9 protein-coding genes are annotated in these 13259 nt (G+C 64.4%); all 9 read right to left on the bottom strand.

Annotation, left to right across the window (positions count from 1 at the left end):
* Positions 1-78: 78 nt before the first annotated feature.
* Positions 79-3660 carry an ABC transporter permease/M1 family aminopeptidase gene (locus ACVOKO_RS12295; protein WP_346499191.1) on the bottom strand — a complete coding sequence of 1194 codons (3582 nt, stop codon included), beginning with the start codon at positions 3658-3660 and terminating at the stop codon, positions 79-81.
* 11 nt (positions 3661-3671) lie between these two features.
* Entirely contained in the window at positions 3672-4565 is an 894-nt protein-coding gene (locus ACVOKO_RS12290; RefSeq protein WP_346499190.1) for an ABC transporter ATP-binding protein, read from the bottom strand.
* Positions 4566-5127: 562 nt separating this feature from the next.
* Positions 5128-5526, bottom strand: a complete 399-nt coding sequence (gloA2, locus tag ACVOKO_RS12285; RefSeq protein WP_346499189.1) for an SMU1112c/YaeR family gloxylase I-like metalloprotein — start codon at positions 5524-5526, stop codon at positions 5128-5130.
* Complete coding sequence (locus ACVOKO_RS12280; RefSeq protein ID WP_346499188.1) at positions 5523-6608, bottom strand: serine hydrolase domain-containing protein; 1086 nt, start codon at positions 6606-6608, stop codon at positions 5523-5525. Before ACVOKO_RS12280 ends, gloA2 begins: the two co-directional genes overlap by 4 nt.
* Before the next feature lie 20 nt (positions 6609-6628).
* Positions 6629-8536 carry a DUF885 domain-containing protein gene (locus ACVOKO_RS12275; protein ID WP_346499187.1) on the bottom strand — a complete coding sequence of 636 codons (1908 nt, stop codon included), beginning with the start codon at positions 8534-8536 and terminating at the stop codon, positions 6629-6631.
* Between the two features lie 145 nt (positions 8537-8681).
* The gene (locus ACVOKO_RS12270) at positions 8682-9359 is read right to left on the bottom strand and encodes a DUF502 domain-containing protein (RefSeq protein ID WP_346499186.1); all 678 of its coding nucleotides are present in this window, start codon (positions 9357-9359) and stop codon (positions 8682-8684) included.
* A gap of 91 nt (positions 9360-9450) precedes the next feature.
* Positions 9451-9912, bottom strand: a complete 462-nt coding sequence (locus ACVOKO_RS12265) for a DUF4442 domain-containing protein (RefSeq protein ID WP_346499185.1) — start codon at positions 9910-9912, stop codon at positions 9451-9453.
* A gap of 57 nt (positions 9913-9969) precedes the next feature.
* Positions 9970-11613 carry a CHASE2 domain-containing protein gene (locus ACVOKO_RS12260; protein WP_346499184.1) on the bottom strand — a complete coding sequence of 548 codons (1644 nt, stop codon included), beginning with the start codon at positions 11611-11613 and terminating at the stop codon, positions 9970-9972.
* The gene (locus ACVOKO_RS12255; protein WP_346499183.1) at positions 11610-13256 is read right to left on the bottom strand and encodes a FecR family protein; all 1647 of its coding nucleotides are present in this window, start codon (positions 13254-13256) and stop codon (positions 11610-11612) included. The genes ACVOKO_RS12260 and ACVOKO_RS12255 overlap by 4 nt, the downstream gene beginning before the upstream one ends.
* Between the last annotated feature and the right edge of the window lie 3 nt (positions 13257-13259).

Raw genomic sequence — 13259 nt, 5'->3', positions numbered from 1 at the left:
CACCCCAACCCCTCTCCCGCAGGCGGGAGAGGGGCTTTGAGCGAAAGCGGGGCGCGTACCACGCGCGGCCTGCTTCGCTTACTGCAGCGTCACCCGCTTGCGGTTGTCGGCCGAGACACGGTCGATCAGCTTGTTGTACGGGTCGAAACCGGCTTCGTCGGGCTTCTGGTCGACGGTGACGGTGATGCTGGGGTTGGCTGCAGTGATGTGGTGGCGCTGCAGGTACAGCACCTTTTCATCGCGCTCCTTGCCGGAGGGGCCCTTGGCGAACACGCCTACTTCAATCCAGTCATCCAGCGTGCCCGGCGTTTCCTTACCCACGCCGTCGGCGTAACGCTTGTCCGCATGCAGCTGCAGGGTCACGTCGTAGCGGCCATCGGCGCGCTTCTTCGCGTTGGCCTCGACCACGCGGTTGTCGTAGAAGCTGATCTTCTCGAACAGGTCGGTGATCAAGGCCTGCTGCTCGGGTTTGGCTTCTGCACGGATGAACTGCAGCAGCTCGGCCGAGGTGGTGTAGGGCGGCTGCTGGAAGGCCTTGGCCTGGATGAAGCGGGCCAGTGCGCGGTTCAGGGCTTCCTCGCCCATTTCCTCGCGTAGGCGGTAGAACACCAGCGAAGCCTTTCGATAGTGGATGTACTGCTGGTTCTCGTTGCGATAGAGCGGCTGCTCCTCGACGTCTTCGCCACCGCGTTCGGCCAAGTAGCGATCCAGCTCGGTCTTCAGGAATTGACGCATTTGACCGCGGCCATATTCCTTCTCCATGACCATCAACGCCGAGTATTGCGACAGCGATTCGGTAAGCATCGTCGCCCCTTGGACGTTTGCACTGATTACCTGGTGTGCCCACCACTGATGAGCGGCTTCATGCGCGGTGACATAGAACACATAGTCAACATCGTCCTTGTCACGCAGGTCGGCAATGAAGCCGATCGATTCGGAGTAGGGAATGGTGTTGGCAAATGCCTGAGCGAAGCTTCCGGCATAACTGGGGAACTCAATCACGCGGAACTGCTTGTGTTGATAGGGGCTGAAGTTGGCCTCGTAATATGTGAGTGACTTCTGTACGGCCTCAATCATCCGGTCCACGTTGTAACGATGCTTGGCGTCGTAATAGATCTCGATCGGGATGTCCTTGTACGTGGCCTCCTTCACCTGCCAGCGTGCCGACAGGTAGGCGTAGAAGTTCAGCATCGGCCGGTCCATGGCGTAGCTGAAGCAGCGGCGGCCATCGCGTTCGAACTCCTTCTGCAGGTAGCCCGGTGCCAAGGCGATCTGGTCCGGCGCGGTGCAGATGGTGCTGCGGAAATCCAGCCAATCCGAATCGTTGGAGATGTAGGTATTGGCACGTGCGGCTTCATCCTCCAGCTTCGGCATGCGCGTCGGTTTGCCCAGGTCGCGCTTGCGGCGTTCGTTGCGGTCGCTTATCTCGGCACCGGTGTCGTAGCCGAAGGCCGGGAGCACGCGGCTGTTGAAGAAGCTGCCGTTGTCGACGATCTGGGTCTGCGCCTGGTCGGCGGTGATGCCGTTGGGATGGATGTCCACGGTGAAGCGGATATCACGTTCCTCGCCCGGCGCCATCGGCGTATCCAGATGGTAGATGCGGTAGCCCAGCTCCTCGTCGTGGGTGGTCAGCTTTGCGCCGCCCAGCTCGATGCTGGCAAGCGTGCTGTCATCGCCCATCGCGACGTGGATGTCGGGGATGGCGGCCGCATGCGTATTGCGCACGCGGTAGACGCCATCAATGCGTACCGACTGCGTCTCCGGATGCAGGTCGACCATGTTGTCGATGGCGACAATACGAGGCTGCGGCAGGTCCTTGTACTTGCGGTACTCACGCTCATAGCGGGCCTGGCGGTCCAGCATCTGGTCCGGCGAGACAAACTCGTTGCGGATGTTGGTACTCCAGTACAACCAACCGCCGCAGGCGATGAAGGCGAGCGTGGCGGCTGCCAGGCCTGCACCCAGCGGACCGCGCAGGCGCTGTTTGGCCAGGCGCAGGCGCTGCCGCCATCCCGAATCCACACCGCGTACCCACAAAGCCGCGCACAGCAACAACAAGGCCAGCAGGAACAGCGCCCAGTAGCCCTGGAAGGCCAACTGCCCGGTCAGGAAATGGCCGTAGCCGTTCATATCCGAGTACGGGGCGATCGGCCAGCTGCCGAAGTTGTACAGGTTCTGGGTGTAGTCCAGCATGCCCAGCACCGATTGCCCGATGAGCAACAGGATCAACAGGGCATAACCCATGAACTTGTTGTTGCTCAGCACCTGCAGCACCAGGGCCATGCCGCCCATCAGGATGTAGACCACCGAATCCAGTGCCAGCGTCTTCAGGTACAGCAGTGGCTCGATCTGGGTGTAACCCTTGCTCAGCTGGATGGCGATAGCGGTCAATCCACCCACGGCCTGGAAGGCAAATACGACGGCCACCAGGGTGAGGAACTTGCCCAGCAACGGCACCCAGTTCGGCACTGGCATGGCATCGCTGATGCCGGCGATGCGCGCGCTGCGCTCACGCCAGACCAGTTCGCCGGCGTAGAACAGCACGATGATGATCAGTAGGAAGCTGAAGCTGCCCTGCAGGGCTTCCAGCATCTGCGAGGTCACAGGCCAGCTGGGCGTGCCGTACATGGTGCGGCGGTGCAGGGCAGTTGGGATGAAATTGGCCATGCCCAGCACCAGCAACACCAGGAACGGTGCGCTGCGGAACACGCCTACGGCATCGAATCCGACCTGACGCAGCAGCTGCCGCCAACCGGTGGCGGCGTTGAAGCTGGGCGTGACTTTGGGTGCAACCACGGTGCTGCGCTTGCCGTCGGTGGTGGCAGTGCTGGTGATCTTCTTGCCACGTCTGCGGCCGGTGCCACTGCGCTCGGTGCGGAACAAGGCAAAGGTCGCGGCGAACAGCGCGCCAGTCACCGCCAGCCACAGCACGCGGTTTTCCAGCAGATAGCCGCTGAAGGCGGGCAGGCCGGTGTTGCGTTCTTCGGCCGACCAATAGCGCATGGCTTGGCTCATCGCACGCATGCCGAGCGGATCGAGCAGCGAGGCGATCCGCATATTGTCGATATCGGCCAACAGGACGCGGCTGACGCCATACAGCACAAAGAACACGATGACGCCGATGTACACCCACAGGATGTTGCGGGTGGTCACCGCCAGCAGCGACAGCAAGGCGGTGGTGAACAGCACGTTCGGCACCACCATGAACGCGAACGCCCACAGGTAGGGCCGCAGCGATACCGGGCCGAGCCGGGCGGCATCGATCCACGGCATGAACTGGGCGATGAACAAGCCCGCTGCGATGATCGCGTACATCAGCAGGCTGGCCAGCAAGGCAGCGCCGAGCCGGCCCAGCAGGTAGTCACGGCGTTTGATCGGGCTGGAGAACACCAGCTCGGCGGTGCCCAGCTCGAAGTCGCGCAGCAATGCATTGCTGACGAACAGGGTGACCACCAGCAGACCGATCAGGGTGAAGGAGGTCATGAGGGTGGTGATCACCGACGGTGCATTGCGATGCACATTGCCGATGCCGCCACCGATCTGCACCGCATCACTGGACGCGGCGCCAAAGGCCAACAGTGCGAACAGAGCCGCAAGCAGCCACAGCAGGGGAGAACGCAGCTGCTCACGCAGCTCGAAGCGCAGGAAGGCGAGGGTCATGGTCGTCTCCGTCAGGCGGCCTGCGCCTGCAGGCGCAGGCGCTGGAAGTAGACGTCCTCAAGACCAGGTGCCACCGGCTCGAAGCCGGCTTCCGGGCAGCTGTCGGCAAATACATGGATTACCGGATTGCCGCCAACCAGACGGGTCGACAGCACGGTGAAGCGGCTTTCGTAGCCCGGCAAGGCTGCCTTGGCCACCTGCTTGCGCCATACCTGTGCCTGCAAGGCATTGATGGCGTCAGCCGGGCGCCCGGTCAGCAGCACCTCACCCTTGTTCATGATGGCCATGGTCGGGCACAGGTCGGTCACGTCCTCGACGATGTGGGTGGACAGGATCACCGCCACGTTCTCGCCGATTTCGGCCAGCAAATTGAGGAAGCGGTTGCGTTCCTCCGGGTCCAGGCCGGCGGTGGGCTCATCGACGATGACCAGTTGCGGATTGCCCAGCAATGCTTGGGCAATGCCGAAGCGCTGGCGCATACCGCCGGAATAGGTGCCCAGCTTGCGCTTGCGTGCATCCCACAGATTGACCTGTTGCAGCAGGGCCTCGACCACTTCCTTGCGCTGCTTGCGCGCGGTCAGGCCCTTGAGCACGGCGAAATGATCGAGCAGGTCGAGCGCGCTGACCTTCGGATAGACGCCGAAATCCTGCGGCAGGTAGCCGAGTTTGCGCCGCAGCGCGTCCTTGTCGCGCAGGATGTCGATAGTGGCGCCATCGGCGGTGGTCAGGGTGGCGCTGCCCGCATCGGCTTCCTGCAGGGTGGCCAGGGTACGCATCAGGGAGGACTTGCCGGCGCCATTGGGGCCAAGCAGGCCGAACATGCCGCGGGGAATGTCGAGATCGACGTTTTTCAGTGCATGTACGCCATTGGCGTAGGTTTTCGACAAACCACGGATCTGCAGCATGTGACAGGGCCTCTCCTTGGATAATGACCGCAACAGTGTGCTTCGGCCGTGCTTTCGGCAATGCGCCGGAAGTCACTAGGTCCAGGGACTGCGGCAGGGCCGGAATGTGACCGGCGGGCTCAGTTGGGGAGACGGGCTAAGTTGTAGGAGCGGCGTAAGCCGCGAAGCTCCCGCACCAGCAGATTGCGCGAAACCCTTTTCGCCAACATCGCCAACATCGCCAACATCGCCAACATCGACAGGTTCGTCAGCTTCGCGGCTTACGCCGCTCCCACAAGGGCAAGGCAATGGCCTTTGCCCCCTCCCTTTTGCGCAGCAAAGGGGAGGGCTGGGGAGGGGTTGGCTTTGCGCTGTTGGATGTGTGGCTTCGCGGCTTACGTCGCTCCCACAAAGGCAAGGCAATGGCCTTTGCCCCCTCCTTTTTGCGCAGCAAAGGGGAGGGTTGGGGAGGGGTTGGCTTTGCGCTGTTGAATGTGTGGCTTCGTGGCTTACGCCGCTGCAGCAGCTCTTGGCGCTGAGGTATTGCCAGGAACGCTTCTGCCGAGCATGGCTCGGCACTACGTTACGGTGCGGGCGCTTCGTAGAGCTCCAGCGGCAGGTCGTCGGGGTCGGCGAAGAAGGTGAAGCGGCGGCCGGTGAATTCGTCCACGCGGATCGGCTCGCAGACCACGCCTTCGCGCTGCAGGTGCGCGACCACATCGTCCAGCTGCGCCACCCGGAAGGCCAGATGGCGCAGGCCACGGGCTTCCGGCCGGCTGGGGCGTGGCGGCGGGTTGGGAAAGGAAAACAATTCCAGCTGGCTGCCATCGGCCAAGCGCAGGTCCAGCTTCCATGAATCACGCGCGCTGCGGTGGTTCTCTGCAATCACCTCAAGCCCAAGAATGCGTACATAGAAATCGCGTGACCGCGCATAGTCCGATGCGATCACCGCCACATGGTGGATGCCACCCAGCAGGTTCATCGCGCGGCATCCCGCCAGCGTCGGGCGATATCGATGGCCAGCGCGTACGGCTCGGGTTCGTTGCGGTTGCTCAGCACGATGACCGTCAGCTTCTGTTTGGGGTAACGCACGATCACATTGCGGAAGCCGATGCTCTCGCCGCTGTGCCACAGCGCATCGCCGTTGATGCGCCAACCAAAGCCATAGAACGGTACGTCGGGCTCCTTGGTCGGGGTTGCCGGGTTGAAGGCAAGCTGCAGCGAGCTGGCCTTCAACAGGCGCTCGTCATACAGCGCCGCATCCCACTTGGCCAGGTCATCAATCGAGGAATAGATGCCGCCATCGCCGAGTACCGCGCTGGTGGTGCTTTGATCGGTGCGCTGCCAACGGCCATCGATCTGGCTGTAGCCATACGCGCGGTTGGGTACTTCATCCACGCCATCCTGGTGGGCGTAGCTATTGCTCATGCCCAGCGGCAGGAAGATGCGCTGCCGCAGGAAGCTGGCAAAGTCGGTGCCCGACGCCTTGCCGACGATCAGTGCGAGCAAGGCATAACCACCATTGCTGTAACGGTAATCGCTGCCCGGCGCGAAGTAGCTGCGGTCCTGCTTCTCCAGCAGATGCAGCACGTCGATGTCATGCACCTGGCGGCTGTCGGCCGGGTCCATCAGATCTTCGTAATCGATCAGGCCACTGGTATGGCTGAGCAGCTGGCGCAGGGTCATCGTGTCGGCCACGGCTGGCAGGCTGGGCAGCCATTTCTTCAGCGGGTCGTCGATACCCAGCTTGCCGTCCTCGGCGAGCAGCAGGATGGCGGCGGCGGTGAACTGCTTGCTCACCGACGCCAGGCGGAAATTGCTGGCCGGGGTGACCGCGGTGCCGTCTTCCAGCACCGCCAGCCCATAGCTGCGGCGGAATGCGGGCTGGCCGTCCTTCAATACCAGCACCGAGGCGCCGGGGACCTGGCCGTCATAACGCTGCATCAATGCGTCGATGCCGGGATCGGGCGGGGCCAGTGGCGCCGCGGCGGCCAAGCTGGAACACACCAGACTGGAGCACGCGAACAGGCATAGCAGGGCGAGTCGGGGTTTCCAGCGAGGCATGGTGGCTCCAAGGTTGGTGATCAGGCTTTCTTGCTGGCGATCCAACGGTCGATCTTGGCTTCCAGGATGTCCAGCGGCATGGAGCCATCCTTGAGGATCTCATGATGGAATTCGCGCGGATCGAAGCGTTCGCCGAGTTCGGCCTTGGCCTTTTCGCGCAGCAGCCGGATCTTGATCTCACCGACACGGTACGCCAACGCCTGGCCCGGCAAGGCCATGAAGCGCTCGACTTCCGAGGCGGCATCGGCAGCCGGGATGTCGGCGTTCTTGACCATGTAATCGGTGGCCTGCTGGCGGCTCCAGCCAGCGCCGTTGAGGCCGGTGTCGGCCACCAGCCGCACGGTGCGCAGCAAGGTGGTCTGCAGGTAACCGAGCTGATCGTACGGGTCGCTGTACAGGCCCAGTTCCTGGCCCAGTGATTCGGCGTACAGGCCCCAGCCTTCGACATAGGCGACATCACCGCCGAGGCGACGGAAGCGCGGCAGCGCGGTCAGCTCCTGCTGCGCGCCAAGCTGGTAATGATGGCCGGGAATGGCCTCATGCAGGTATTGCATGGTCACCGCCCAGCGCTTGCGCGAGGGCAGGTCACTGGTATTGACGTAGAGAACGCCCGGTTGCTGGCCATCGGCGCTGCCGGGCTGGTAGCTGGCGGCGCTGGAGGTGGCGGCGCGCTCGGCCTCGACGGCCTTGATTTCCAGGCGGGCCTTGGGCCGCTCGTTGAACAATGCCGGTACCGCAGCGTTCACCCGGCGGCCTGCATCGGCGTAACTGGCCAGCAGGGCATTGGCGTCGCGGAACACGAACTGGCGGTCATTGCGCATCGCGTTGAAGGCTTTCTGCTGCGAACCACGGATCCTGGCCTGCTTCATCACCGTATCGATGCGGGCCTGCAGGTCTTTCACCTCCTGCTCGCCCAAGGCGTGGATTTCTGCCGGCGAGCGTGCCGGTGAGGTGGTGCTGGCAACGTTGTGCGCATACCAGGCGCGGCCATTGGGCAGCGCGGCCATGCCGTCGGTGCTGCGTGCGGCGGCCATGTATTCGGTGGCGATGAAACCGCGCAGCGAGCGGTAGGCCGGCATGATCCGGTTCTCGATCATGCGCTTGTACTCGGCAGTGAGCCTGGCCTTGTCCTCGGCGGAAAAATCCGCCGGCATGTTGCGGATGGGGCCCCAGAACAGGCTTTCCTCGGCGCTGGGTTTGATCACTGCATCAAGCTGCGGCAGTACTTTTTCCATCAGTGCGCGCGGCTGCACCACGCCGGCGGCCTTGCCTTCGCGCATGTTGGCGATGGCCTGATCGAACAACGGCGGGATGCCGAGCGAGCGCCTGGACCAGTTTTCATAGTCCTTGACCGTACGGAAGGGCTGCGCACCGGCGCCGGAGCCGAGCACGGCGATGATGCTGGACAGGTTGTAGTACTGGTTGATCGGCAGCATCCAGGTCGGGTACTGCTCGCCGGCCAGCGAGACATGCGCATCGCGCACGAAGATCTCGTAGCTGAGCAGGTCCTGGCCCTGCAGGCCGGTGGCGCCGACGGCTTCGACCTTGCCCAGCCATTCGACCATGAAATCGTGTGATTGCTGGCGCGAGGCCGCGGACAGGAAGTTGGGCAGCTGGTCGTTGTAGCGCGGGTCGCCCTGGAAGGTGGCCTGCAGCGGGTTCAGCCGCATCGAGGCATCCCAATACTCGTCATAGATGCGGTTGAGCTTGGCGGCGTTGTCCTGCTTGATCGGCAGCGGCACCGCTGCGGGCCTGCGAGGGGCTGCGCGTGGCGCCGCACGCGGCGTGCTGCGGGCGCCGGCTGCGCGGCTCTGCGGCGCGGCTTGGCGCTGGGTTTTCTTCTTGGCGGCCTCGGCAGGCGCTGCAACGGGCAGCATCATGATCGAGGCAATGGCGAGCGCAAGCAGGCGCAACGGGCTGGAAGACATCAGGTGTTCCGCAAATACATCGACCCGGGAGCTTGCCCGATATCGGCGGTGACGACCAGCCGTGGCGTGGATGAACACGCGCAGCTTATACAGCTTGGGTTGTGTCCCATGCCCTGCGGCAATGCCTGCAGGGCATGAGCAGGGCTCAGCGGTCGCCGGCGCGGGTGAACGGCACGCTGTCCGGGGCTACCGCACCGCCGGAAATGATGAAGCTCATCGCCTGGTCCACGGTCCAATCGGTGGGCGTGAGCAGTTCCACTGGCACGATTTCCAGGTAACCCGAGGTCGGATTGGGAGTGGTGGGCACATACACGGCGGCCAGCTCGCGGCCGGTGCCCTGCTCGGTGATGACCCGGGTGACAAGGCCGATGGACTTCATGTCACGGTGCGGGAAGTCGATCAGTACCACGCGCTGGGTGCTGCCGGGCTTGGTCTGCAGGATGTCCAGCAGCTTCTTGGCGCTGTCGTAGATGATGCTGGCCAGCGGGATGCGGCGGATGACCGCGCCGAACCAGCGCAGCAGCTGTTGGCCGATGACCTTGCGGCTGAGGATGCCGACCAGCAGGATCACCAGCAAGGTGGCAAGCAGGGCAATGGTGTCCTGCATCCATACGGCCTCGACCCAGCCCAGGTAATCCGGAAACGAGGCGGCAATCCGCTCGGACAGCGGAACCACCAGCGGGCTGCTGATGCCCGAGAGCAGGACGAACACGAACTTGACGACCACCCAGGTCAACCAGATCGGCAGCAGGGTCAGCAGGCCGGTAAGGAAAAGACGTTTCAGGGAGGGACGGGGGGCGGGGGAGACGGCTTCGGGTGACATCGCGCAATTGTAGCGGTCGGCTGTCAGCCGCATACGTGCGGCCAACGCCCGGAACAGCTGCGTTCAGAGAAATCTGTGTTGCCGCAGTGACTCAGTCGGCCTTGCGGGCATCCGGCTTGAGCCGCACGTAGACCTGCTTGCGCACCCGCGCCACCACCTCACCCTTGGCGTCGAGCACTTCGTTCTCGAACCAGTGCAGGTATTTGCCGCCGCCGGCAGTGGCCGCCCGCACTTCATCCAGGGTGGCCTCGTCCAGCCGGAACTCGGTCCACACCACGCCACGGCCGGGCTTGAGGAACTCGATGGCGCCGGCCTTGTCCCAGACGAAGTAGCGGCTGCCCATGTTCTGCAGCAGGCACAGCATCCAGAACGGATCGGTCATCGCAAACAGGCTGCCGCCAAAGTGGGTGCGCACGTAGTTGACGTTCCACGGCCGCTGGCGCAGCTCGACCCGCACGTAGCGGTAGTCGGCGCTGATGTCGGTGACATGGATGCCGGCAAACAGGAATGGCGGCCACAGGTTGATGCCGCGGCGGAACAGGCTGGCTTTCATCGTGAAGGCGGATGCACGGGGGAGTTGGAGTCTAACATCCGCAGGCGTATGGAAAGGCTAGTTGGGCCAGGGCGGGGCGATCCGGTAGCCGTCACGGCCGGCTTGTTTGGCCTGGTAGAGGGCGCTATCGGCCGCTTCGAACAACCGCGCCGGGCCGTCATCCAGGCCCGGCAACACCGTGCACAGGCCGATGGTGACGGAGGTTTTGATCTTGCTGTGATGGGCCTTGTCCACCGGAATGCTGAGCTGCCGGATCTGGCTGATCAGGGATTGCACCAGTTGCTCGGCCCCGGCCGGCGGCGTGTCGGGCAGGATCAGCGCGAACTCATCGCCACCAAAGCGCGCGGCCAGATCACGCGGGCGCCGCGCTACTTCCTCGATGGTGCGGCCCAGGTGACGCAACAGGCGGTCGCCTACCTGGTGCCCATAGGTGTCATTGCAGGCCTTGAAGTGATCCACGTCGATCAGCAGCAGGGTGAGCGGGCGTCCGCTGCGGCGTGCCGCATCGTTCTCCCGACGCAGGGTTTCCTCGAAGCGCATGCGGTTGGCCAGCCCGGTGAGCGTGTCGCGGTTGGCTTGCCGGCGCCAATAACGCATCTGCCAAAGCGTCCAGACCCCCATCATGGCGGCAAAGCCCATCGTCGCCGAGACCGGTTCGAACCAAAGGTTGGCACCGTGCAGCAGGCCCAGGCTCAGCAGCAGCGGAACCGGTATGGCCAGCACGCCCAGCAGCCAGCGCCAACGGAAGCGGGAGGTGATGGCGAATGCGGCAAACGCCACCAGCAACGCGCTGATCGCGATCTGTGCGGCGGCCGGCAGGGTGGTGATGGCATTGCCGGCCAGCAGCATCGAGGCGACATTGGCCTGGTACTCGCTGCCGCTCATCCAGCTGTCGTGGGAGGTGGGCGTCAGCAGGCGTGGGGCGATGCCATTGGCTGTCATGCCGACGATCAGCAGCCGCCCCTTCAGCAGACTTGCCGGTACCCGGCCTTCCAGCACATCCACATAGGACAGCTGTGGAAAGCTGCCGGGTGGCCCTGCGTAGCGCAGCCGCACGTAGTTGTCGCGATGCCACTGGTAGGGGGAGCGGGTGCTGGCGGCGGGGTTGGTCAGGCCGGGCAGCGGCTCCTGCACGCCAGCCAGGGCCGCTCCCAGGGCCAGCCAATGCGGCGAGCCGATACCGGCCTTCAGGTAGATGCCACGGGCCACGCCGTCGGCGTCGATCTCGATATCGGTATGCGCCAGACTTGCCGAGGCCTTGGTAATGGCAGGCACCGGCAGCAGTTCTTCCGGCACGGCCTCGTCGCTGGGCGGCGCGGCCAGTACCGGCAGCACCACGCGTCCGTTGCGGCTGATGGCCGCCGCCAATGCCGCGTCCTGGCCGGCATCGTTGCGGTCGGCCTCCGGCAGCATCAGGTCCAGCGCGACGCGCTCTGCCCCGGCGTGATGCAAGCGGTCGAGCAGTTGCGCATGGGTGCTGCGCGGCCATGGCCATTGGCCCAGCTGCTGCAGGCTGCGATCGTCAATGGCGATGATCGCAAGGCGCGGATCGGGTGGGTACTCCCACTCGCCGGTCAGCAGGTCGTAGCTGGCGACGTCCTGCTGCCAGAACACGCGCCCATGGCTGGCCCAGGCCGCCAGCAGGCTGCAGCTGAGCACGAACAGCAGGCGGAAGTGCCAGCGTGGCCGCAGCGGTCTCACAGGGCGAGCAGCAACAAGGCGCCAGCGCCGAGGCCATAACAAAGCCGGCACGACAGTTGGATCTGTTGCGGCGTCGAGAACATGCCGGCATAGCCGTCATCGGCGATGCTCTGTACGCGGACGTGCAGGTTGCCGCCGCGCCATGGGCGCTTGAGTGAGACTTCGGGGGCATCGGTCTGCCGATCCAGCAGCAGGCGCGAGAAATCCGCATCGCGTGCAATCTGCACCCGGTAATGGCCGGCGTCGCCGTCGGCCGGCCAACGCAAGGTGAGTTGGCCTTTGTGCACCGTGTCCGACTGCAGTGGCGTCGCCAGCGGTGCATCACTGAGCTGCAGTGGCAAGGCCTGGCCATAGCGGCCGGGCGCGCCCTGCGCATCAAGCGAAGCCACGCGCCAGAAATACCCACCCGCCGCCAGCGGGTGGCTGATGCGCAATTGCTGGCTGCGGCTGGTCTGTTCGATCAACGGCTGCACGAACGCGGGGTTGTCGGCGACCTGCAGGACCGTGCCGGTGGCATCGGCAACCTTGGCCCATTCAAAACGTGGCTGCAGCTGATGCAGGGTCTGGCCGTGTGTCGGCGCAAGCGTCAGCGGTGCAGGCAGGCCTTCTGGGACGGAAAAATCACGTTCGGCATCCAGGCCTTCGACGCCATCGGCGTCGACTGCGCGTACCAGCAGGCGCAGCTGGCCCGGCGGCAGGGTGTCGATCTGGATCTGTGGCGCGCTGACCTCGCGGGCAAACAACTGCACGTCGGGTGCGGCTGCCAACACGATTTCCACCCGGTAACGTGTAGCGCCATCTACCGGCTGCCATGCGGCCAGCAAGGGCAGCGGTTGCAGGCGCAGCTGTGACTCCAGCAACGCGGGCGGCGCCGATAGTTTTTGTTGTTGAGTAGGGGCGGTGCCAGTCGCACGCACCAAGGTGGCATGGCCAGCATCGATCACCCGCTGGCCACCTTGATTGCCGACCTGCACATGACCCTCGACGACTTCGGTGCTTGCCGGGCTGTTCTCGTCACCGGCGTTGACCCGGAACAAGGTGCCGCGCACGCTGCTGGTCGCGGTGGGGGCGGTGATGATGTAACGCGATGCTGGCCCGCGCGCTGGTGTCACCTGGCTGCTGCTGCGCCCGCGTTGCAGGCGGATGCGGGTGTCGACCATGCCGGTGGCGCCATAGCTGCTGAGCTGATCCAGCTGCAGCTGGGAGTTCTCGCGCAGTTGCAGGCGTGAGTCATCGGCAAACCCCAGCGTGACACTGGCATCGTCGCCGGTCTGCACACGGCTGCCGATGGTCAGCAGCATGCCGGCCTGCAGCGGGCGGGTGCCATTGACCGGGTCGCTTGCCTCGGCGTGGCCGCGCATTGCCAACACCCTTGCTGGCGCTGGCTGCACGCGCAACCAGCTGATCGGGAAGCGCAGGTTCTGGCCGGGCGCAAGCCGATACGGGTCATCTATCTGATTGTGTGCCTGCAGCCGTTGCCACGGCACATCGGCCTTCAGGTAACGCGCGCCCAGGTCCCACAGGGTATCGCCGGGGCGGGCGCGGTAAGTCCAGTCCTGCGCGCTGGCGACCGTCGCCCAGCAGAGCAGAAAGGCAGCCAGCAGCAGTTGCAACAACGAGGGGCGAACGTTGGTATTTCTCACGGC

The sequence above is a fragment of the Stenotrophomonas sp. STEN240 genome, assembly GCF_056756175.1.
Note: the sequence above shows the minus strand (reverse complement) of the source record. Positions and strands in the feature narration are given on the sequence as shown.